The sequence below is a fragment of the Iodobacter sp. BJB302 genome (assembly GCF_002735645.1).
Taxonomy (GTDB): domain Bacteria; phylum Pseudomonadota; class Gammaproteobacteria; order Burkholderiales; family Chitinibacteraceae; genus Iodobacter.
The window spans coordinates 1-22,301 of sequence record NZ_PDZG01000053.1; the positions used below are offsets into that span (position 1 = coordinate 1).

16 protein-coding genes are annotated in these 22,301 nt (G+C 52.2%); 7 read left to right on the forward strand and 9 right to left on the reverse strand.

Annotated elements, in window-relative coordinates; translation table 11 throughout:
* Nucleotides 1-686: 686 nt before the first annotated feature.
* Nucleotides 687-1,244: a hypothetical protein gene (locus tag CSQ88_RS15800; RefSeq protein WP_099399049.1), complete on the reverse strand. Its 558-nt coding sequence runs from the start codon at nucleotides 1,242-1,244 to the stop codon at nucleotides 687-689.
* Between the two features lie 222 nt (nucleotides 1,245-1,466).
* On the opposite strand from CSQ88_RS15800, the gene CSQ88_RS15805 reads away from it, so the two are divergent.
* On the forward strand, nucleotides 1,467-1,823 hold the full coding sequence (locus tag CSQ88_RS15805) for a hypothetical protein (RefSeq protein WP_143449493.1): 357 nt from the start codon (nucleotides 1,467-1,469) through the stop codon (nucleotides 1,821-1,823).
* 4 nt (nucleotides 1,824-1,827) lie between these two features.
* On the opposite strand, the gene cobA is transcribed toward CSQ88_RS15805, so the two are convergent.
* The 8 genes from cobA to CSQ88_RS15845 all read right to left on the reverse strand — a co-directional run bounded on the left by cobA (nucleotide 1,828) and on the right by CSQ88_RS15845 (nucleotide 14,431).
* A complete protein-coding gene (gene cobA, locus CSQ88_RS15810; RefSeq protein ID WP_099399051.1) occupies nucleotides 1,828-2,571 on the reverse strand; it encodes a uroporphyrinogen-III C-methyltransferase in 744 nt (247 codons plus the stop codon).
* Between the two features lie 484 nt (nucleotides 2,572-3,055).
* Entirely contained in the window at nucleotides 3,056-5,740 is a 2,685-nt protein-coding gene (locus CSQ88_RS15815; protein ID WP_099399052.1) for a nitrate reductase, read from the reverse strand.
* 259 nt (nucleotides 5,741-5,999) lie between these two features.
* Entirely contained in the window at nucleotides 6,000-6,317 is a 318-nt protein-coding gene (gene nirD, locus CSQ88_RS15820; RefSeq protein ID WP_218963121.1) for a nitrite reductase small subunit NirD, read from the reverse strand.
* Between the two features lie 355 nt (nucleotides 6,318-6,672).
* Complete coding sequence (gene nirB / locus CSQ88_RS15825) at nucleotides 6,673-9,105, reverse strand: nitrite reductase large subunit NirB (protein ID WP_099399054.1); 2,433 nt, start codon at nucleotides 9,103-9,105, stop codon at nucleotides 6,673-6,675.
* A 231-nt stretch (nucleotides 9,106-9,336) separates the two neighbouring features.
* Nucleotides 9,337-10,545: a NarK/NasA family nitrate transporter gene (locus CSQ88_RS15830; protein WP_099399055.1), complete on the reverse strand. Its 1,209-nt coding sequence runs from the start codon at nucleotides 10,543-10,545 to the stop codon at nucleotides 9,337-9,339.
* Between the two features lie 769 nt (nucleotides 10,546-11,314).
* Nucleotides 11,315-11,875, reverse strand: a complete 561-nt coding sequence (locus CSQ88_RS15835; protein ID WP_180273681.1) for an ANTAR domain-containing response regulator — start codon at nucleotides 11,873-11,875, stop codon at nucleotides 11,315-11,317.
* A gap of 212 nt (nucleotides 11,876-12,087) precedes the next feature.
* On the reverse strand, nucleotides 12,088-13,407 hold the full coding sequence (locus CSQ88_RS23595) for a PAS domain-containing methyl-accepting chemotaxis protein (protein WP_099399057.1): 1,320 nt from the start codon (nucleotides 13,405-13,407) through the stop codon (nucleotides 12,088-12,090).
* A gap of 172 nt (nucleotides 13,408-13,579) precedes the next feature.
* Nucleotides 13,580-14,431 (reverse strand): FecR domain-containing protein, encoded by an 852-nt coding sequence (locus CSQ88_RS15845; RefSeq protein WP_099399058.1) that lies wholly within the window; start codon nucleotides 14,429-14,431, stop codon nucleotides 13,580-13,582.
* Nucleotides 14,432-14,512: 81 nt separating this feature from the next.
* Here CSQ88_RS15845 and leuS point away from each other — a divergent pair, with 81 nt between their 5' ends.
* The 6 genes from leuS to CSQ88_RS15870 are packed head-to-tail and all read left to right on the forward strand — an operon-like array spanning nucleotide 14,513 to nucleotide 22,209.
* A complete protein-coding gene (leuS, locus tag CSQ88_RS15850; protein WP_099399059.1) occupies nucleotides 14,513-17,122 on the forward strand; it encodes a leucine--tRNA ligase in 2,610 nt (869 codons plus the stop codon).
* A gap of 57 nt (nucleotides 17,123-17,179) precedes the next feature.
* Nucleotides 17,180-17,713: an LPS assembly lipoprotein LptE gene (gene lptE / locus CSQ88_RS15855; protein WP_099399060.1), complete on the forward strand. Its 534-nt coding sequence runs from the start codon at nucleotides 17,180-17,182 to the stop codon at nucleotides 17,711-17,713.
* Between the two features lie 33 nt (nucleotides 17,714-17,746).
* Entirely contained in the window at nucleotides 17,747-18,748 is a 1,002-nt protein-coding gene (holA, locus tag CSQ88_RS15860) for a DNA polymerase III subunit delta (protein ID WP_099399061.1), read from the forward strand.
* A gap of 47 nt (nucleotides 18,749-18,795) precedes the next feature.
* On the forward strand, nucleotides 18,796-19,218 hold the full coding sequence (locus CSQ88_RS22815) for a hypothetical protein (RefSeq protein ID WP_143449494.1): 423 nt from the start codon (nucleotides 18,796-18,798) through the stop codon (nucleotides 19,216-19,218).
* The gene (rng, locus tag CSQ88_RS15865; protein ID WP_099399062.1) at nucleotides 19,160-20,614 is read left to right on the forward strand and encodes a ribonuclease G; all 1,455 of its coding nucleotides are present in this window, start codon (nucleotides 19,160-19,162) and stop codon (nucleotides 20,612-20,614) included. The genes CSQ88_RS22815 and rng overlap by 59 nt, the downstream gene beginning before the upstream one ends.
* Nucleotides 20,611-22,209: a DUF6311 domain-containing protein gene (locus tag CSQ88_RS15870; protein WP_099399063.1), complete on the forward strand. Its 1,599-nt coding sequence runs from the start codon at nucleotides 20,611-20,613 to the stop codon at nucleotides 22,207-22,209. Before rng ends, CSQ88_RS15870 begins: the two co-directional genes overlap by 4 nt.
* The last annotated feature ends 92 nt before the right edge of the window (nucleotides 22,210-22,301 follow it).

Consider the following 22,301-nt stretch of genomic DNA (forward strand, 5'->3'; position numbering starts at 1 on the left):
AACAGGACGCAGTAATCCGCGGGTTGTGAAACGACGAACTAAGCATTTTGCAAGTAGAAAAGGCACGGAAATTCTTAATCAACGGCATAACTGGGGAATAAAAATCATAAAGTGAACAGCATTGGGGGCAAGCCCTATTTATGACAATATACTACGCCATAATATTGATGAAACCTGCGTAAAATTGTCAGTTTAATGTATTAATTTATTAATTTATTGGGTTTTTTTATTACGAAGAAGTGAAACAGATAATATACAAAAAAAGCTGTAGCACGGCTTAGCCGCAGGCGTAAGCCGCGATTTAGGCATGGCATGCTGAGACAATTAAGAGGTGATTTGTGATTGGAGCATCGCTCAGCGCGGGTTGATAAAACTAACCCGCCCTACAGGATTTAGCTCATCGCACGGGGCTTAAGAATCCCCTTGAAGCACGCCGAAGCGAGGAACAAGCGGGCGGGGTTTCGGCGAGGACTGTTTGAGCGAAGCGAGTTCCGCAGCCGCCGCTCGATTGTCCGCAGTGAGGGGTTTCGTGCTGGCCGGGGCGGCCTTCTTTGCTTCCTTTCTTGGCCGTTCAAGAAAGGAAGGCCCCTGCGGGGGATTCCCGCACCAAAATCAGCGTGCCGAAGGCACTAAAAATAACTGTAAAAACGGCATGGCTCAGCGCGGGTTGATAAACCCAACCCGCCCTACGGGCTGAGATATGATGCTTCATGAGGTGCTAAAACATCGGATCGTGTAATAGAGCAAAACACCCGATCGAACTCCGACAAAAGCCAACGTGCAGAGATGCTAACGTCTTCGAGCGGGTCATTTACCAACAAATCACGGTTCACCATGTCCCAGCCACTTGGACTTCGGCTTGATACTACAGGAGTCTTCTTACCGGGCTTTTCCATTTTAGCTGCTGGCATTCTTGCAATTGCAAGCGCCTGCTTTAAACCTTGCAAATCTAGAACAAGCCGCTGGCTGAAGCATGGTTTTGCTTGGTGCATTGTTCTGACCACCTCGTATGCACCCAATAGCCACAACCACATAAGTGATTCCGCCCTCTCAACAGTTTTGCCATCTATGCACTTCGAAGCAAAGCCCTTGTCTAGGTTCTCGATAATCTCCTGAGCAAATGAGCAGAGGACGTTCACTCGACCTGAAAGAAAATATGAGAATGCTGTCAAGGGATCGTGCTCAAAAGACTGCTCTTCTGTGGGATCGATGAGGCATTTCTGAAATCGCTCGCAATACTTCATAAAGGGCCTCACAAGATATAGCCCTGTAGGGCGGGTTAGCCGCAGGCGTAACCCGCGATTCAATAAGCTGAGAGGTAATTAGCTTGCTGTTAGTTGTTGGCATTATCGCCCAGCGCGGGTTGATGAACCCAAGCCGCCCTACATAACTAACAAGCAATGAAAACAACAAGTCAGTTAGTAACCATATATCATGTCGATAATATCCACCATAAAAAACTCAATATGCAAGATATGCGACGATTATTACTTGGCTGCCTGATACTGATAACGCTAAACACCCACGCAGGTGTAATAGAAAATACCTCGCGTGAAATCAGCCGAGGCATCACGGACGGTGCGGTACAAAGCACCACCAAGGCATTTGAGCAAATTCAAAAAGATAGCGAGCGAAGAGCCAAAGAATACGCGGCAGATAATAAACGTAAGCAGCGTTTAGCCAGCATCAGCGGCTGTGCGACCAACGCTAAAAAAACCAGCTGCAAATGCTTTGATAAGCAGGGTGGAATTGAAAATATTCTGGATGAAAAACAGTGCATGGACGTAGTCAGCCGAGGCTTGGCCGCGATCAATGACTATTAAACCATCACGCCGCAACAGCCTCATCCAACACCCTCTCCCTCGCCTCCCCAATCGCCTCTCCCACCAAAATAATCGCCGGACTGCCCATTTGCGCAGCCTGTGCATCTACCGCCAAATTCCCCAGATTACTGATTAAGCGGCGCTCAGCTGGGGTGCTGGCCCATTGGACTACGGCGGCGGGGGTGTTGGGGCTTAGGGTTTTGAGCAGGCCGGCGGTGACTTGGCCGATGCGGCTCATTCCCATATAGATCACGAGCGTGGTGCCGGTTTGGGCGAGTGCTTGCCAATTTGGCTCGCTATGGTCCTGCGCGTGGGCGGTTACAAAGGTGACGCCCTGGCAGTGTTCGCGGTGGGTGAGCGAGATACCGAGCGATGCGGCGGCGGCAAGGCCGGAGCTGATGCCGTTGATGATTTCAACGTGGACCCCAGCGGCTTGCAGAAAGCGGATTTCTTCCCCTGCGCGGCCAAACAGCAGCACTTCTCCGCCTTTGACCCGCACCACCACCTTGCCTTGTAAGGCGTAGCGGCGCATCAGCCTTTGGATAAAATCTTGTGGCGTCGATTTACAGCCGCCTCGTTTCCCTACCCGAATCAGCTGTGCTTGCGGGGCAAGGCTGGCGATTTCTGGGTTGGCTAAATCATCGAGCAGCACCACATCGGCCAGCATCAGCGCTTTCATGGCTTTGATAGTAAGCAAATCCAAATCCCCCGGCCCCGCCCCTAATAAAATCACTTTGCCTTGTTTCATGGTTGGTTTTCCAAGATTTGAGTAAGAGGTTTTGTAGGGCTAGTAAAAACCCCATATGCACTAAGTAGTTTGCTTCTTCTTCAGCAAACAACGAAAAAAATATAATGACTTCGCTCTCGGCACGGGGCTTAAAAATCCCCTTGAAGCACGCCGAAGCGAGGAACAAGCGGGCGGGGTTTCGGCGAGGACTGTCTGAGCGAAGCGAGTTCCGCAGCCGCCGCTCGATTGTCCGCAGATGAGGGGCCTTCGTGCTGGTCGGGGCGGCCTTCTTTGGCTTCGTTTCTTGGCCGCGCAAGAAAGGAAGGTCCAGCGGGACGCCCGCACCTAAATCAACGTGCCGAAGGCACTAAAAAGGTCTTTTTGACCCTCCTTAGTTAGGAGTCAAAGCATGTTGGGTTACGCGATAAAGCTGCTAACCCAACCTACATTCAAGTGAAACTCCGTGGTTCAAAATTTGGGTTTTCCCTTTCCCCTTTCCACAACCTCACGCCTTAATCACCTGATTACACATCCTGCTTAACTCCGGTACGCAGGAGCCGCATACGCTGCCGCAGCCTAGTTTGGCTTTTAGGCTGGCGACATCCGCCCCTAGCGCCACTTCCGCGCGGATGGCGGATTCGCGCACGTTGATGCAGTTGCAGATCACGGGGTCACGCGGAGTATTGCTGAGTTTTTTTGGCGAGAAAGCATTAAGCCGCGGGCCTTGCCATGGGTTGCCTGCGATCAGTTGCTCGAGCAGCGCTTCGCCGCCTTGGGTGTCGCCCGCCAGCACAAAGCCGGTGAGTTGATCGTCTTGCCAGCCGACGCGTTTAAGCAGGCCGCGGCGGGCGTCGTGGTATTCGAGTACGTCGTGATTGGGGTAAAGATCGAGCGCGGCGAAGAGCTTTTCTAAGAGGCCTTCGGGCAGCATTTTGGCGGCGGCGCGTAATACTAAAACCGGCTCGTCGCGGCCTTGCAGGCTGATGCTGGCGTAGCTGCAGGATTTTAATAAGGGCTGCACGGCGGCGTGCAGCGCTAATACATCGCCTTTGCGGGCGGCTAATAATGCCCATGGCAGCTCGACTTTTTCGATGCGCACGGCGGCGTGTTTTAGCTCGGGCTGAAACGATTTATCATCGGTGGCGCTGCTGGCGATTTCATTGCTGCCGCTGCTATTTAAAAACTGCCCGCTCCAGTGCATGGCGGTAAAAACGCAGCCCGATACCAGATCGGCAGACAGCGCCAATGGCAAAATCAGGCTGCCGCGACGGCTCGAAACGCGCAGTAAATCACCCGATTTTAAGTTGCGCCGCTCGGCATCAACGGGGTTCATATCCAGGCTAGGCTCGGAGCTATGCGCAAAGAGCTGCGGCAGGCGGCCAGTGCGGCTCATGCCGTGCCATTGATCGCGCAGGCGGCCAGTCAGCAGATGAAAAGGAAAACGTGAATTGGTCGGCTCGGCCACCGGCAGATAATCCACCGCTATAAATTTGGCACGGCCAGAGTCGGTAGCAAACAGGCCGTTTGAATAGCGCCGCGCCTGCCCGCTGCTTGCGTCCTTGGGGTAAGGCCATTGCTGCGGGGATGCTTCCAGCAGCGCATAGCTTAGGCCGCCAATATCCAGATCGCGCCCTACCGTTAGCGCGCGGTGCTCGTTAAAAATGGCTTCGGGGCTATCAAAAAAGAAGAGGCCGGGGTGCTCTGGTTTTAAGCGCGCACCCATTCTTTGCGCCACTTGCAGGGCAATCCAGCTATCTGATTTGGCCTCACCCAGTGGCGGCACCGCAGCCCGAACGCGGGAGATGCGCCGCTCAGAGTTAGTCACCGTACCTTCTTTTTCGCCCCAGCTGCTGGCGGGTAGCAGCACATCGGCAAAGGCAGTGGTGTCAGTGTGGGCAAAGGCATCTTGCACCACCACAAACTCGGCCATTTCCAGCGCCTGACGCACATTGGGCAAATCTGGCAGGGAATGCGCGGGATTGGTACAGACAATCCACACCGCCTTGATCTGCCCCGATTTAATCGCATCAAACATCGCCACCGCAGGCAGGCCCGGCTTGCCTGATACAGCGTCCACGCCCCAAAATTGCGCCACTTCGGCACGGTGCTGCGGGTTAGCAATATCGCGGTGCGCAGCCAGCATGGTGGCCATGCCGCCCACTTCGCGCCCGCCCATGGCATTGGGCTGGCCAGTCAGCGAAAACGGCCCACTGCCAGGCTTGCCAATTTGCCCCGTCGCCAAGTGCAGATTAATCAGCGCCAAGTTTTTATCTGTGCCGTGGCTAGATTGATTCAGCCCCATGCAATACAAAGACAGCGCAGCAGGCGAGCGGCCAAACCATTCTGCCGCTTGCAGTAAATCGGCCTCTAGCACGCCGCATAGCTCGGCAACCATCTTGGGCGTGTACTGCCGCACCCGCGCTTTTAGCTCGGCAAAACCCTCGGTATGCGCGGCAATAAAGGCGGCATCCGCCAAGCCTTCCCACAAAATATGGTGCAGCATGCCGTGAAACAGCGCCACATCGGTGCCGGGCTGAATCTGCAAATGCAAATCGGCCATGGCGGCGGTATCGGTACGGCGCGGGTCGATCACTATCCATTTAATATCTGGATTAGCCGCCTTGGCCGCCTCCAAACGGCGAAACAACACCGGATGTGCATAGGCCATATTGCTGCCTGCGAATAGCAGCGTTTGCGCTAATTCTAGGTCCTCATAGCAAGTTGGCGGGCCATCCGCGCCCAAGGCCATTTTGTAAGCCGTGACCGCGCTCGACATACAGAGCCGCGAATTGGTATCGATATTGTTGGTGCCAATCAGGCCCTTAGCCAGCTTATTAAACACATAGTAATCTTCGGTCAGCAGCTGGCCAGAGACATAAAACGCCACCGAATCCGGCCCGTGCTCTTCAATAATCCCCGCAAACCGATCCGCCACCGCATCCAGCGCGGTATCCCAATCTACCCGCTGCCGGGCGGTCGAGCGGCTAGTGCGCAGCTCTGGATACATCGCCCGCCCAGTGGCGCTTTGCACGCTTTTGGCCAAAGACAAACCCTTAGTGCAAAGGCGGCCCCAGTTGGCAGGATGGGCCGGATCGCCACTCACCCCAACAATCTGCTCGCCCTCACTCTCGATCAACACCCCGCAGCCCACACCGCAGTAGCAACAGGTAGAACGGGTTATGGTGGTCATGGTTTTTCTCTTTCAAAGTGGCAAATTTCACGCTATTTAAATAAAACCCAAATCCTGAACCACGGAGAACACAGAGGGCACGGAGTTTCACGGAGAAAACCAAGAGAAATGGCCGGTTTTTCCGTGCCTTTGGTGTTTTTTATGGGCAGCGACCTTGTTTTTAACTCGCCTGAGTAATTACCCAGATTCTTAGGTTTTCTCCGTGCACCTCCGTGTTCTCTGTGCCCTCCGTGGTTTAAGAAGTGGGTTTACATAAAATCTACAAACTCAAAAATACTTCACCTTCGACAACTTTTACGGGGAAGCGCCTGGCGCAGCCTTCGTCGGGGGCGCGGGCCTCGCCAGTGGCGAGGTCGATATTCCAGCTGTGCAAAGGACAAGTCACCGATTCGCCGTGCACAATGCCCTGCGACAAAGGCCCGCCCTTGTGTGGGCAATGATCCAGCAGCGCAAACACCACATCCGCAGCGGAGCGAAACACCGCTACATTGCCCGCATCCCGCTGCACCACACGGCTGCCCAGCTTGGGGATATCGCTCACTTGGCAAATACTCACCCAAGGTTGATTGGCTTTCATATTCATTGCTTTGTCCTTAAAAAACGGATGCGGGAACTACTCTGCTAAGTACAAAACCCAAATCTTGAAACACGGAGGGCACAGAGAACACGGAGTTTCACGGAGAAAACCAAGTGCTAAAAAATCAGTAAGTACCCAGAGAAATTTTTAATAGAATCACGCCTTAGAAGGTGCTTGTTATGTAATCAAAACCGTCATCCCCGAGTGTCTTTATCGGGGATCCAGTAGAGCCGCTGGATTCCCGACAAAAGCACTCGGGAATGGCGCATTTTTTCAACCAAACACTCTGCTTTACTCCGTGAAACTCTGTGTCCTCCGTGTTCTCCGTGGTTAAAGATTTGGGTTTACTATTTATTCAAGCCAGCACCTTGATCGGAATAAACTCCTGCCGTGCCTTGCCGTTGATCCGCTCTGCCCATGGGTCTCGCAGCCCCTCCAGTGAGTAGAGCAGGCGCTCGAAGAGGGCTTTTCTGTTGGCTTCGTCGTCTAAGATTTTTTGCTTGATGTAATCCAAGCCAACGCGGGCGATGTAGTGCACGGTGCGGTCTAGGTAGTAGGCTTCTTCGCGGTAAAGCTGTAAAAATGCGCCGCTGTATTCTTTCACTTCACCGGCGGTTTTTACCTTGGTGAAGAATTGCGCTACTTCGGTTTTGATGCCGCCGTTGCCGCCCACATACAGCTCCCAGCCGCTGTCCACCGCGATAATGCCCACGTCTTTAATGCCGCTTTCGGCGCAGTTTCTTGGGCAGCCAGATACGGCGAGTTTTACCTTATGTGGGCTCCACATATTGGCCAGCATGGTTTCCAGATCGATGCCCATTTGCGTGCTGTTTTGCGTGCCAAAACGGCAGAATTCGCTGCCCACGCAGGTTTTAACCGTGCGGATTGATTTGCCGTAGGCGTGGCCAGATTGCATGCCTAAATCTGCCCAGACATTCACCAAATCTTCTTTTTTGATCCCAAGTAAATCAATGCGCTGGCCGCCGGTGACTTTTACCAGTGGCACGGCGTATTTATCGGCCACGTCGGCAATGCGGCGCAGCTCGGCGGCATTAGTCACGCCGCCTTTCATTTGCGGAATCACCGAGAAGGTGCCGTCTTTTTGGATATTGGCGTGCACCCGTTCGTTAACAAAACGGCTTTGCGGATCGTCCACGGCTTCTTTAGGCCAGGTCGATAACATGTAGTAATTGACGGCGGGGCGGCAGGTAGCACAGCCGCTTGGGGTGCGCCACTCCATAAATTCGTACACTTCGGTATGGCTGATTAATTTATGCTGGCGAATCGCTTGCCTTACCTGCGCATGGGTGTGATCGGTGCAGCCGCAAATGGCCTTGGTCTTAGGCGACTCCTGGAAGTTAGTGCCCAAGGTATTCATCAAAATCTGCTCAACCAGGCCGGTACACGAGCCACAGGAGCTGGCCGCCTTGGTGTGCTTTTTGACATCATCAACGGTAAACAGGCCTTTTTCTTTGATAGCGTTGACGATGGTGCCTTTACATACGCCATTACAGCCGCACACTTCGCCTTTATCTTGCATCGCGCCCGCGCGGCTTTGCCCCTGCACGCCCGAATCCCCGACGCTGGATTCGCCAAACATCAGGGTATCGCGCAGATCGCTAATGCTGCGGCCCTCGCGCAGCAGCTTGAAATACCACGCGCCGTCGGTGGTATCGCCATAGAGGCAGGCACCGACCAGCTTGTCGTCTTTAATCACCAGCTTTTTATAAATGCCACCGGCAGGATCAGACAGCACGATCTCGTCGCACTCATCGCCGCCCATAAAATCCCCGGCCGAAAATAAATCAATGCCGGTGACTTTTAGCTTGGTCGAAAGCACCGAGCCCTTGTATTGCCCGTAGCCCATCAGCGCCAGATGATTCGCGGCCACCTTGGCCATTTCAAATAGGGGGGCAACCAGACCATAGGCCACACCTCGGTGGTTGACGCATTCACCCACGGCGTAAATGCGCGGATCATAACTTTGCAGGGCATCGCTCACCACAATGCCGTTCTTGCAAAACAGCCCCGCCGCTTCGGCCAGCTTGGTATTCGGGCGGATGCCTACGGCCATCACCACCAGATCCGTCGCCAGCTCGCTGCCATCTTTAAAGCGCACACCGCAAACTTCCCCCGCCTCATTACCCAAAATGGCGGCGGTGGATTGGCCCATTAAGAATTTCAGGCCTCGTGCGATTAAGGAATCCTGCAATAACTTGCCAGCGGTAATATCCAGCTGTTTATCCAGTAACCAATCGCCCAAATGCACCACAGAGACTTCCATACCGCGCAGCATCAGGCCATTGGCGGCCTCCAGCCCCAGCAAACCACCGCCAATCACCACGGCGTGTTTTTTGATTTTGGCAGCGGCAATCATCGCCTCGGTGTCATAAATATCGCGGTAGCTAATTACGCCATTTAAATCTTTACCAGGAACAGGCAGGATAAAAGGCGTGGAGCCGGTAGCCAGCAACAGCCTGTCGTAGCCCTCCTCCACGCCATCATCGCTAATCACTACCCGCCGCACCCTATCAATTTTGGCAATGGTTTTGCCCAGATGCAGGGTGATATGGTTGTCGCTATACCAGCTCAAAGGGTTCAGCACGATCTGATCAAAAGTCTGCTCACCCGCCAGCACAGGGCTGAGCAAAATGCGGTTGTAATTAGGATGCGGCTCTGCGCCAAACACGGTGATGTCGTAGCGATCAGGCGCAAGAGTCAGCAGCTCCTCCACCGTACGAATACCGGCCATGCCGTTTCCGACAACGACAAGCTTGGGTTTAGTCATGGCTGGATTCCTTTATGATGAATTGATCTGTAAACCTAAAATTTTTTGTAAACCCAAATCTTGAACCACGGAGGACACAGAGAACACGGAGTTTCACGGAGAAAACCTCTCCTTCATTTTTCCCCATAAACCGTCATTTCTAATGTATTCAAAATTCACTATTTAATAAGGTTTTCTCCGTGGCCCTCCGTGTTCTCCTTAACTCCGTGTTTTAAGATTTGGGTTTCATCCCTAAATCCTTGCTTGTGCCAGATCGCCACCCAAGGCGCTGCGCCAGCGTACTTTTACGCCGGAGAGGCCGTACCATGCGATGAGGGAGAGAAAGGAGAATAGCCAGAGGCCTAGGCTGTAGTTGCCGGTGGTTTGTTTCACCATGCCAAGGCCCGCTGCCAGCGCAAAGCCGCCTACACCACCGGCCATGCCGATCAAGCCGGTCATCACGCCTAGCTCCTTGCCAAAGCGCTGTGGCACCAGTTGAAACAACGCGCCGTTGCCCGCCCCAAGGCAGAGCATTGCACCAACAAACAGGCAAACAGCCACACTCGATCCGCCTAAGCCAAGGCCGGTGAGGCCGATCAATACTGCGGAGCAAACATAGACAATCAGCAGGGTACGCGTGCCGCCAATCCGGTCGGCAATCACACCGCCAAGTGGGCGCATTGCCGAGCCTGCCAATACACAGGCCGCGGTGTACCAACCGGCCATTTTTGGAGCAAAGCCAAATTGATCATGAAAGTAACCGGGTAAGGCGCTGGCAAAGCCAGAAAAACCACCAAAGGTGATGGCGTAAAAGCCCATAAATAACCAGGCATCTTTATTGTTTAATACCCTGGCGTAATCAGAGAAGCTTTTAGGATTAACCGATCCAGGTGCGTCTTTGGCAAACACGGTGTAGAGCACCAGGGCAAACAAGAGTGGAATCACCGCCAGGCCAAACACGTTTTGCCAGCCAAACATAATCGCCAATACCGGCGCAAACAGCGCGGCAAACACGGTGCCAGAATTGCCCGCCCCGGCGATCCCCATCGCCGTGCCCTGATGTTGTGGCGGATACCAGCGAGAAGCCAGCGGTAAAGCCACTGCAAATGCAGCACCAGCAAAACCAAGAAACACGCCTAATAACAAAGCCTCTGCCATGCTATGCACACCCAGCTGCCATGCACTTAACAGCGCAACAATCACAATCAGCTGCGCAAAAAACCCCGTGCGCTTAGCTCCGATGCGATCCACAAACACACCTAAAACCAAACGCAACAAAGCACCTGCCAAAATCGGCGTCGCCACCATCAGGCCGCGCTCGCTGGTTGATAAGCTAAGCGCCGTGGCAATCTGTATCTGCAAGGGGCCAAGAAGATACCAGACCATAAAACTTAGATCAAAATAGAGAAAAGCAGTAAGAAGAGTGGGGGTATGGCCTGAACGCCAAAAGCTACGATCCATGATGTCTGCCTCCGGAAAGACTGCAAAAAAAAGCGTCCCGCCACAATCGTGGAGGGACGCCGTTGTCCTCGGGGGAGATGGGCCGCCATTGACCTTCCCCACACCCAGCGCATCATTACACTGAGTTTTAAATCTTTACAGGCACGCTGATCTAAGCGGCCCTGGCTACCTACGTAGCAAACGCTGTGCCAGTATTAGCGCCTCAATAAAAAACAAAGTAAATCAAATAGATAACATCATCAATCCATCATGGTGCACCAAAAATAAAAGGATGCACCGCACCATAATGACGCAGCGCAACATAAACTTGCACAGGATTTGCACAGAGGAATAATGAATACGCATTTTTTGTAGAGCGGGTGAAACCCCATGAGCACTAACCAGTTTGCTTTTTCATGAGCAAACAGCGAAAAGCATAATAACCACGCTCTTTGCATAGGGCTTTTAAAGTCCCCTTGAAACACGCCGGAGCGAGGAACAAGCGGGGCGGGGTTTCGGCCAGGGAGCGAGGCAGCGAGCGAATCCCGCCTGCCGCCGACTCGATTGTCCGCAGAGCAGGGGCCTTCGTGTTTCGTGGGGCGGCCTTCTTTGCTTACTTTCTTGGCCGTTCAAGAAAGTGAGTCCCCGCGGGGATCCCGCACCTAAATCAACGTGCTGAAAGCACTAAAAAAAGGGCTACTTTGCTTTGCTTAGCGCCAAGGGGTGAAGTCCATCCTACGGTGATTCAGTGCTTGCAAGCGTGTAGCCGCATCATAAGCACATCCCCACCTCACCCTAACAAATCCGCCATCGCTAAGACTTGCCTTGCCACATCTCCCAGCTTCATTCCCTGTTTCATGGCTTGGCGGCGCAGGGTGTCATAAGCTTCTCCTTCGCTTAAGCGGCGCTTATCCATTAACAGGCCTTTGGCCTGATCGATCACTTTTCGATCGGCTAACTGCTGCTCCAACAAACCAATGCGCTGCTGCAAGGCTTGGCTTTGCTCAAATTGCACTTGGGCCATCATCACCGCCACAGGCAATTTTTCTGCAGCAAAACCATCGCTCCAATGGCTTACCCCTACTTGCAGGCAAGCACGAATCTGCGCCTGATTCAGCCCTTCTGCAAACATCAAAACCGGCACGGCACGCTTAATGGCATGCAGTTGATCGAGCAGTATTTTGGAAGGGATGGCAGTATTAATCAGGAGAAGATCGGGCGGGTCTTGTTGAAGCGCAGGCCATAAAGCGCTGGCCGTATGGAGCGGGGGCAATAGCTCGTACGCACTGCCCAGCATGGATGGTGATATTTCGGAGCGGGCTTGATCGTTGACTAGGAGTATGCGCAGCATGACAAGGCCAACAAGAAGAAGACACCTCATTAGCAGCAAGAAGTGTGCCTTCGTGCTCAGCCTGATAATCAGGCAATCCATCCCACAGGCAGTGGGTCAGCGCGCGCTAAAATGGTGCGCTGCAAAAAAAAAGAGTATTACAGATACAAAGCCATGCTTAATGGCATCGAGGCTAAATGCCAGCCATCGATGCCATTCACACACGAGCAGCCTTACTTACTCTGCCTGACCAAGCTTTCTACATCCAGCGTAGCAGCGCTGGTTCTTTCTGCCAGTTTTCTGACTTCATCGGCTACCACCGCAAAGCCACGGCCTGCTTCTCCGGCGCGTGCGGCTTCGATGGCGGCATTCAGCGCCAGCAGATTGGTTTGATCAGCAATTGATTTAATCGTACCGACAATGGTGGCAATTTCGGCCAAGCTTTTTTCCAGGCTTTGCCTTTGCGAGCTTTCGCCGCTCAGTGCTTCGGATTGCTTTTCGGCATCAATGGCGGCCAAAGCGCCTACCACGCGCAGCGGTGCGCCATTGCTGTCGCGGCGGGTTTTGCCTCTTGCGCGAAACCAGTGGTATTCGTTGTTTTTACACTTCAGACGGTATTCGATGTCGTAAGGCGTTTTGCCGGTTTTATCGTTTAAATGCGCGGCAAATGCATCAAGCACACCTTGCTTTTCGTCTGGGTGTAAGCGGCTGGCCCAGCTTTCCAATACATCCGGAAACTCGTTCACCGAATGAAACCCCAATAAAGACCTGAATTGCTCAGACCACCAGAAGGCATTTTGCGGGTTAACCGGGTTATCCACATCGACTTCCATATCCCACAGGCCTTCAGACAGCATTGCGCTGCTTAGCTCGAATCGGGTCAGGGTTTTATCCAGCTCGGCCTCGTGCTTTTTACGCAGGGAGATTCCCTCTAAAGAGCCAGCCACTCTGAGCGGCACGCCTTCGCTATTACGCTGAGTAGCCCCCCTAGCCCTGAACCAGCGATATTGCTTATCTTTGCATTGCAGGCGGTATTCAATATCGTAAGGAGTGCGTCCGCTTCTGTCATTTAAGTGATCGGCAAAGGCAGTCAGCGTAGTGTCTTTATCGTCAGGGTGCAAAAGGTTAGCCCAGCTCCCCAGCACATTAGGAAAATCACGCTCATCGCTAAACCCAAGCAAATGCCTGAAGGTAGGCGACCACCAGAATACATTAGCGGGATTAACCGGATCACCCGCCACCACGCTCATATCCCAAAGGCCTTCGCTTGATGCCCGGTTCACCAGATCAAAACGTGTTTCTAAGGCAATGTACTGCGCTTTTTCCCTGGCTAATTCTTCCTGCAAAGCACTGACTTCTTCATTCAAAGCCCGTTTTTCGTGCAGGGCCGCAGAAAGCTCTTCGCTGGTTTTATGCCAGATGCGATGTAATTTATCGCCAATTGCACGCAGCTTCTCGTCGCCATCCATGGTCCAGCGTGGCATATCTCCACGCAAAGCCGCTTCGGCCGCGCTGTCTAATTGGCTAATCAGCCGACTTTGCTTAAAAAACATAGTGCACCTCAATCGATACCCCGACCCAGACGGGATTTATATCAATCTAGTGCATTGCGGCTGTAGCTCTAAGAAAAAAACAAATATTTTTTACAAAATTAGTAATCAATTAATTGCTGCAGTGTATTTTACATATCAAATACACAAAAAAATTGTAAGTTATTAATGTAAGTTATCGACTAATCTCTGCCAGCGGGGTGGTAAATTGTGCATGCACTTTACTCACCACGGCCCTGGCACCTGCTTCTGAAGTGAGGCCCGCCAGCACCACCCGATAGCGTCGGGCCTGGCTGCGAATTTTTACCGGATACCCCGCCTGCTGCAAGCTGTCATAAAGCACCAATGCCTCGTCAGCACTGGCGTAATTGGCCCAGGTAATACGCCATGGTCCTTTTTTTATAAGCGCACCTGCATGGCCTTCTATTTCGGTTTCTGCCGCCCATTTTTTAAGTTTTTCAGGCTCTACTTTCCCAACAGGCAGAGGCTCCTGATCATGCGGGGCAATATAAAAACTTAAAGGCTCGTTCAGCTCCACCTGCGGCCTGCCCTCTGCTGCCACAGATATTTTGCCTTCCAGCAGGCACACCACGTCTTTATCACTATCGGCCTTGCCCCATAAATCGGTACCGCGTATCCCCGCTGTTACAGCGGCCACAGTGACTTTCACCTCACGCTGGCTGTTTTTATTCAGTGCATTGGTCGTAAAGCGAAAAGCGCCGGTCACCATTTTTAGCGCAGCCTTAAAAACACTCCCATCCTTGCCATTGGCTTCATTAAGCTGATCAAGGGATAAATGTGCATTCTCGCCCAGCTTCACCCGGCTACCTTCGGGCAGCTGCAAGTAAACCCTTGCCCCTGGCCCGGTTGTGATCCGGTCTCCTGGTAAAAGCTGCAGCTGGGGTGAGAGTGGTTTTTTAACCCCGCTGCGCTCCACCCATGCAGGCAGCTGTACGGATTCCACAATGGCAGGCCCGGCATGGGCTAAAGAGGCGAGTAATAAACCCATTAAAAGCACTAAACGCATATCAGCTTCCTTCTGAAACCCGAAATCCAAACATTCGGGATATAATCATCGGCTTTGTGTAAGTACAACGGGATTTCCGGCATGATCGAGCTCTATACACCGTCTGACATCGAGGCTGCGGCCCAGCAGCATTGGGAAAAAAATCAGGTTTTTGCGGCCATCGAAAAGGCCGGTCAGCCTAAATACTATTGCCTGTCTATGTTCCCTTACCCAAGTGGCAAGCTCCACATGGGCCATGTGCGTAACTACACCATAGGCGATGTACTCTCACGCTTCCACGCTTTGAATGGTTTTAATGTGATGCAGCCTATGGGCTGGGACGCATTTGGCCTGCCCGCTGAAAACGCGGCCATGAAAAACAGCGTTGCGCCTGCAGAGTGGACTTATTCCAATATCGAATACATGAAAACCCAGCTCAAATCTTTGGGCCTGGCCGTAGATTGGAATCGTGAAATTGCCACCTGCAAGCCAGATTACTATCGCTGGGAGCAGTGGCTGTTTACCCGCCTGTTTGAAAAAGGCGTAATTTATAAAAAGAGCGGCACAGTAAACTGGGATCCGGTTGATCAGACCGTGCTGGCAAACGAGCAAGTAGTGGATGGGCGCGGCTGGCGCTCTGGCGCGGTGGTAGAAAAGCGCGAAATCCCAATGTATTACTTCAAGATCACCGATTACGCCGAGCAATTGCTGCAAGATCTGGATCAGCTGGATGGCTGGCCGGAGCAGGTAAAAACCATGCAGCGCAACTGGATTGGCAAATCGCGCGGTATGGATGTGACCTTCCCGCTGGCAGAGGCTGCGGAAGGCATCGAATCACTCACCGTTTACACCACCCGCCCCGATACCCTGATGGGTGCAACTTATGTGGCAGTTGCTGCCGAGCATCCGCTGGCAACTTCAGCAGCCGTGGGCAATGCTGACTTGCAAGCCTTTATTGCCGAATGCAAAAGCGGCTCTGTGGCCGAAGCCGATATGGCGACCATGGAAAAGAAAGGCATGGATTCCGGCCATAAAGTACGCCATCCGCTAACTGGCGATTTACTGCCGGTGTGGGTAGCCAACTATGTGCTGATGAACTACGGCACCGGTGCGGTAATGGCCGTACCAGCGCACGACGAGCGCGATTTTGCCTTTGCGCATAAATACAATCTGCCACTGAAAGCCGTGATCGAAACCTCTGCTGGCCGTGATGTGGCCGAGCCATGGCAGGATGCCTATGGCGAGCACGGTATCTTGTTTAATTCCGGCGAGTTTGATGGCCTGAATTTTGAACAAGCCTATGACGCCATGGCCGCTAAATTGTCTGCACAGAATGCAGGCGCGCCAAAAACGCAGTACCGCCTGCGCGACTGGGGTATCAGCCGTCAGCGCTACTGGGGCTGCCCAATCCCTATCATTCACTGCGATACCTGCGGTGATGTACCCGTACCAGAGCAAGATTTGCCAGTTGTACTGCCAGAAAATGTGATTCCGGATGGTGCCGGCTCGCCTTTGGCCCGTATGCCAGAGTTTTACGAAACAACATGTCCTAAGTGTGGCGCAGCTGCCAAGCGCGAAACCGACACCATGGATACCTTTGTTGAATCCTCATGGTATTACGCCCGCTACGCCTCGCCAAAATGCGAAACTGGCCTGGTAGACAAAGCTGCGTCGGATCATTGGTTGCCGGTTGACCAGTATATCGGCGGGATTGAGCACGCCATTCTGCATCTTTTATATGCGCGCTTCTTCCACAAGCTGATGCGTGATGAAGGCCTGGTTTCTGGCGACGAGCCATTTAAAAAGCTGCTCACCCAAGGCATGGTGGTGTGCGAGACGTTCTACCGCGATATGGATAACGGCGGCAAAGACTGGATTAACTTTGCCGATGTAGAAATCGAGCGCGATGCCAAGGGCAAAATGATTTCGGCCACCAGCAAGGCAGATGGCCTGCCGGTGATGGTAGCGGGCGTTGAAAAAATGTCCAAATCCAAAAACAACGGTGTTGATCCGCAAGAGCTGATCGAGCTGTACGGCGCAGATACCGCCCGCCTGTTTATGATGTTTGCCTCGCCACCAGAGCAATCTCTGGAATGGTCTGATGCCGGTGCTGAAGGCGCGCACCGCTTCCTGAAACGCCTCTGGAAGCTGTCGTTTGATCATGTCAGCTCTGGCGTGGTGGCTAAATATACAGCGGGTGAAATCAGCAAGGAGCAAAAAGCACTGCGCTTTGCCCTGCACACCGCCATTGCTAAAATCAGCGATGACTACAGCCGCCGTCAGCAGTTTAATACCGTGATTGCCGCTGTTATGGAGCTGCTAAATACTTACTCCGGCATGCTGAATAAAGGCCAGCTGGCAGATGATGCAGGCAAGGCAATCGCTCAGGAAGTGCTGGAAGCTGCGGCTATTTTGCTTGCCCCTATCGTGCCGCATATTTGCGAAGCAATCTGGGCGGCCCTGGTGCCACAAACCAGCTTGCTGAACCAAAGCTGGCCGGTAGTGGATGCAACGGCGCTGGTGCAGGACGAAATTGAAATGATGATTCAGGTCAACGGTAAACTGCGTGGCAGCATTCGCGTTGCCAAAGAGACGCCAAAAGAGCAAATTGAGGCGCTGGCGCTGAGCCATGAGCATGTGCAGAAGTTTATCGAAGGCACGCCGAAAAAAATCATCGTTGTACCTGGCCGTTTAGTCAGTATTGTGGTTTAAAAGACCACAGCGGCATGGCCGTTGCAACCTGCGGGCAATACGCGGGTTTCAGCGGCCATGACCGGCTATTTATCCAACCCGCAGCTAACCATGGGCAAACCTATGCTTAAAGCCTTTATCTCTATGCTTCTGTTTGGCCTGCTGACAGGCTGCGGCTTTCATTTGCGCGGCACCGGGCCGGGTACGTTTCCGTACACCACAGCCCATGTGATCGGCGATAGCGCAGTTGCCCAGCAGCTTAAGCAAAGCTTATCCACACTGCCAAGCGTTACGCTCAATGTGCTTAAGCCCGCTGTTGTAATTAATATTATGAGTGATAGCACCGAGCAAAAAGTGCTTACAGTTAATAATGCAGGCCGGGTTAGCGAATACCGTTTGTTTTATCGCGTTACTTACAGCGTACAGGCCGGTGAGCAGCAACTGATTGAAAATGGCAAATTGCAGCTCAACCGCGATTACAGCTACGACGAAAATAATAGCCTAGGTAAAGACGCTGAAGCAGGGCTTCTGATAGCCGATATGCAGCAAGACGCAGCCCAGCAAATTTTGCGCCGCATCAGCGCACTGGCCAAATTGAAAGATGCGCCGTAAATCATCCACATCCCATCAGCGTAAGGATTAACCATGCGCCCTGATGATCTGCCCCGCAACCTGAGCAAAGGCCTTGCCGCGCTTTACACCCTGCATGGCGACGAAACCCTGCTAGTGCTCGAAGCCGCGCAGCAAATCAGAGATGCAGCAAGAGCTGCTGGCTATGCAGAGCGTGAAGTGCTCACCGTAGAGCCCGGTTTTGCATGGTCTGAGCTGGAAATGCAGGGCAATTCTTTTTCGCTCTTTTCAGATAAAAAACTCATCGAGCTGCGCATCACCACCGGCAAGCCCGGCATTGATGGCGGCAAGGCCATTGAAGCCTATTGCCAGCGCCTGCCGCCCGACACCATCACCTTAGTCACCTGCCCGCGGCTTGATAAAACCGGCCAGAACAGCAAGTGGTTTCAGGCTCTGGCGGCCAAAGGCGAAGTGCTTGAAGCAAAAAATATCGAACACCGCCAATTGCCCGAATGGATAGCCGGGCGGCTGGCACGCCAGCAGCAAAAACTCGCCCCCGAAGCACTGCAATTTTTAGCCGACCGGGTTGAAGGCAATTTACTGGCCGCCTTTCAGGAAATCCAAAAGCTGGCCCTGCTGCACCCTGAGGGTGAAATCAGCGTCAGCGATTTACAAGCCAGCGTTGCCAATGTGGCGCGCTACGATGTATTTCAGCTGGGCGCCGCCTTGCTCACAGGGGACGCCACCCGCTTTGCCCGTATGCTGGCAGGCCTGCGGGCCGAAGGGGAGGCCCCGCATTTAGTGCTGTGGTCGCTGGCGGAAGAAATACGCACCCTGTACCGGCTGGGCCTTGGCAAACAACGCGGCACGCCCACCGCACAGTTATTTAAAGAATTACGTATCTGGGGCGAAAAACAAAAGCTGGTAGAGCCTGCGCTTGCCCGCGTCAAAGCCGCCCAGCTAAAAACCGCCCTCGCCCACGCCGCCCTCATCGATCAGATGAATAAGGGCATAGGCAAAGGCGAAGTGTGGGACGAGTTGATGATGATGTGCTTGCCGCTGTTAAGGAAGAAATAATATGGTAAGGGGACAAGCTGGCAGGAAGCCCTCTTTGGGGTTGCAATGTGCATGCAAAAAATGTAAGCAATCACTACGCGCTCAGCATGGGGCTTTTATCATCCCCTGAAAACACGCCGAGCGAGGAACAAGCGGGGCGGGGTAGTCGTCAATTCGTGTTTGAGCGAAGCGAGTTGACACAACGCCGCTGTCCGCAGCGAGGAGCTTTCGTGTTCTGGGGTTGTGGCTTGGCTTCGTTTCTTGGCCGCGCAAGAAAGGAAGGTCCAGCGGGACGCCCGCACCTAAATCAACTTGCCGAAGGCACTAAAAAAGAACTTTTTGAATTTTTTGAATTTTTTGCCTCAAATATTGAACAACACCAAACGCCACCAAGACAGACCCATCCAAATATAAAAAAACAGGGCCCTTCCAATGAAAGAACAAATCCTCGTCAACATCACCCCACAAGAAACCCGCGTGGCCACCGTTGAAGATGGTGTGGTTCAGGATATTCATATAGAACGATCAGCCCACCGCGGCCTGGTTGGCAATATTTATTTGGGCGTGGTGAAACGCGTCTTACCCGGCATGCAAAGCGCCTTTATTGAAATTGGCCTGGAGCGTGCCGCTTTTTTGCATATTGCCGATGTAATCGAGCAACGTCAGCATCCTAACGAAGTGCAAAGAATCGAGCGCATCGTGCACGAAGGCCAGCCGGTGCTGGTGCAGGTAGCAAAAGATCCCATCGGCAGCAAAGGCGCACGGCTCTCCACCCAGATCAGCATTGCAGGGCGCTTTTTAGTTTTTTTACCGCAAGAAAAACATATCGGCATCAGCCAGCGTATTGATAAAGATGTTGAACGCAGCCAGCTGAAAAAACGCCTGGAATTACTGCTGGCCGAATCAAAGCATCAGGGCTATATCATCCGCACCTCGGCCGAGCACGCCACCGATGAAGAGCTGACCGCCGATATTCAGTACCTGGATAAAATCTGGGCCGATATCCAGCAAAAATCAGTCACCCTGCCCGCCAGATCACTGTTATTTCAGGATTTATCGCTGCAATTGCGTGTGCTGCGCGATATGGTCAACAGCGAAACCGAAGAAGTGCTGGTCGATTCGCGAGAAAATTTTGCCAAAATGAGCGAATTTGCCGGGGCTTTTGTCTCTGATGTTTTGCCGCGGGTAAAGCATTACGCTGGCGAGCGGCCCCTGTTTGAATTGTTTGCGGTAGAGGCAGAAATCGAACACGCCATGGTGCGGCGGGTTGACCTTAAATTTGGCGGCTACCTGATTATCGATCAAACCGAAGCCATGACCACGGTGGATGTGAATACCGGCGGCTTTGTGGGCACCCGCTCTTTTGATGACACTATTTTCAAAACCAACCTGGAAGCCACTCAGGTCATTGCCCGCCAGCTGCGCCTGCGCAATTTAGGCGGCATTATCATTGTTGATTTTATCGATATGGATAATGAAGAGCACAAATCAGCCGTGATGGAAGAGCTGAAAAAAGCCATGAGCCGCGACCGCACCAAGGTTACTGTCAGCCCATTTACCAGCCTTGGCCTTGTAGAAATCACCCGTAAACGCACGCGCGAATCGCTTGCGCATGTGCTCTGCCAGACTTGCCCAACCTGCCAGGGGCGGGGTGAAATCAAAACAGCGCAAACCATTTGCTACGAAATTCTGCGTGAAATCCTGCGCGAAGCCCGCCAGTTCAACGCCAAAGAATACCGAATTCTTGCATCGCAAAGCGTGATTGATATGTTTCTGGATGAAGAATCCGCCAATCTTGCCCAGCTGGCCGACTTTATTCAAAAGCCGATTTATTTGCAGGTAGAAAACGCCTATTCCCAGGAAATATTTGACGTGGTTTTGGTGTGAGTAAAACCCAGGCCAATTGGGGCTGGATCATTCCCGCATTGATCGGGGCCACTATGTTTTTTATTCTTTTTGGAAAAAACATTCTGGCTCCGGCCAATACTGAATGGTTATTACAGGGAGATCCTGCACAAAGCTATCTTGGATGGCTTTTTTTTCGCCAGGATAATACCTGGCACTGGCCTTTGGGCTTAAATCCACAATACGGCGGGGTGATTTCCAGCTCTGTTGTATTTACCGATTCAATTCCGCTATTTGCTCTTTTTTTTAAATTATTATCCCCGCGGCTTAGCGAGCATTTCCAATACCATGGGATATGGATACTGCTTTGCTTTATTTTGCAGGGCGCACTCGCATGGCAATGCGCCAAATACACCACCCAATCATTTTATTACTGTCTTGCCAGCAGTCTTTTACTCTTAGCCAGTGCCCCCATGATGGCAAGAATAGGCGGGGTTGGGCACTTTGCCCTCTCTGCTCACTGGTTAATTCTGGGTGGATTCTGGGCTTATCTCAGCAAACAAAACAGGCTCTGGTATCTCTTTCTGGGGCTGGCAGCACTGATTCACGCCTATTTACTGGCCATGCTGTTACCCGTATGGCTGGCTTCTTTATGGGCCAATCCCCGGCACAGATATCAATCGCTGATATTTATGCCAATTTATATTTATGCCCTTTTATACAGCAGCGGCTATTTTTGTATCGCTGGCGGGCTGTCTGGCACAGGGCAAATATACTATAGCGCCAATCTGCTTTCTGTTATTGATTCAAAAAACTGGGGCCTATTACACAAGCTGCCCTCTGCCTGGCCAGAGCAAAATGATGCAATGAATTATATGGGCACAGGTGCACTTTTTATCTGTATCAATCTTATTTTAAACAGCCTTGCCAGATTAATAAGACCCACACAGAATCATTCTGAACCCGACGATATTCAATGGTGGCCACTCGCAACAGCCTGCAGCCTGCTGGCCCTCTATGCCCTCAGCCCGCTGATTACCCTGGGCTCTTATCATTTAATTGAAATAAATTTGCCCGCAGCAATATCCGCTTTAACCGGGGTTTTCAGAGCGGTTGGCCGCTTTACCTGGCCCCTGAGTTATTTACTGATTCTGCTCAGCACCGTATTACTATTAAAAAGATTTAGCCCGCGGCAGAGCGCTTTTATCTTAAGCCTCGCCTTATTATTACAATTTGCGGATATTTATTGCACCATTGCCACACTAAAACAGGAAGGCATTCCCTCAGGCCTGAGCCGCCCCTCGCCATTAAAATCGCCATTCTGGCAAATGCCCCCACAAGGGCTCAATGCACTTAAAATTTATCCGCTGCAACATGCAGACCCGGATTATATTCATCTTGCCAATTGGGCTGCGCTGCATAAAATGAGCATTAACACAGCTTATTTTGCCCGCCATGACGCATCCAGAATACAGCCTGAAAATGAAACTGTATTAAAGGCGCTAAAAGACGGCAGCATAGACAATAAAACATTGTTTATTATAAAAGACAATGCTTTAATTGAATCACTAAACAATAAAAACTATTTAATACAGCAAGAAGATCATTTTACCCTGCTCAGAAAAAGACCTGAATAAAACCCAGTGTGATCCGCGCTTAAGGAAAGCACGGCTTTCTAATTTGCGCGGTTAAAATATTCCGGTTTTTTTCAAGTGGCACATCTTTAAAC

Coding starts and splice junctions, on each gene's coding strand:
- CSQ88_RS15800 (WP_099399049.1), bottom strand. CDS start 1,244: ATGAAGTATTGCGAGCGATTTCAGAAATGCCTCATCGATCCCACAGAA.
- CSQ88_RS15805 (WP_143449493.1), top strand. CDS start 1,467: ATGCAAGATATGCGACGATTATTACTTGGCTGCCTGATACTGATAACG.
- CSQ88_RS15815 (WP_099399052.1), bottom strand. CDS start 5,740: ATGACCACCATAACCCGTTCTACCTGTTGCTACTGCGGTGTGGGCTGC.
- nirD (WP_218963121.1), bottom strand. CDS start 6,317: ATGAAAGCCAATCAACCTTGGGTGAGTATTTGCCAAGTGAGCGATATC.
- CSQ88_RS15830 (WP_099399055.1), bottom strand. CDS start 10,545: ATGGATCGTAGCTTTTGGCGTTCAGGCCATACCCCCACTCTTCTTACT.
- lptE (WP_099399060.1), top strand. CDS start 17,180: ATGACCGGCTATTTATCCAACCCGCAGCTAACCATGGGCAAACCTATG.
- rng (WP_099399062.1), top strand. CDS start 19,160: ATGAAAGAACAAATCCTCGTCAACATCACCCCACAAGAAACCCGCGTG.
- CSQ88_RS15835 (WP_180273681.1), bottom strand. CDS start 11,875: ATGCTGCGCATACTCCTAGTCAACGATCAAGCCCGCTCCGAAATATCA.
- holA (WP_099399061.1), top strand. CDS start 17,747: ATGCGCCCTGATGATCTGCCCCGCAACCTGAGCAAAGGCCTTGCCGCG.
- leuS (WP_099399059.1), top strand. CDS start 14,513: ATGATCGAGCTCTATACACCGTCTGACATCGAGGCTGCGGCCCAGCAG.
- CSQ88_RS23595 (WP_099399057.1), bottom strand. CDS start 13,407: ATGTTTTTTAAGCAAAGTCGGCTGATTAGCCAATTAGACAGCGCGGCC.
- CSQ88_RS15845 (WP_099399058.1), bottom strand. CDS start 14,431: ATGCGTTTAGTGCTTTTAATGGGTTTATTACTCGCCTCTTTAGCCCAT.
- nirB (WP_099399054.1), bottom strand. CDS start 9,105: ATGACTAAACCCAAGCTTGTCGTTGTCGGAAACGGCATGGCCGGTATT.
- cobA (WP_099399051.1), bottom strand. CDS start 2,571: ATGAAACAAGGCAAAGTGATTTTATTAGGGGCGGGGCCGGGGGATTTG.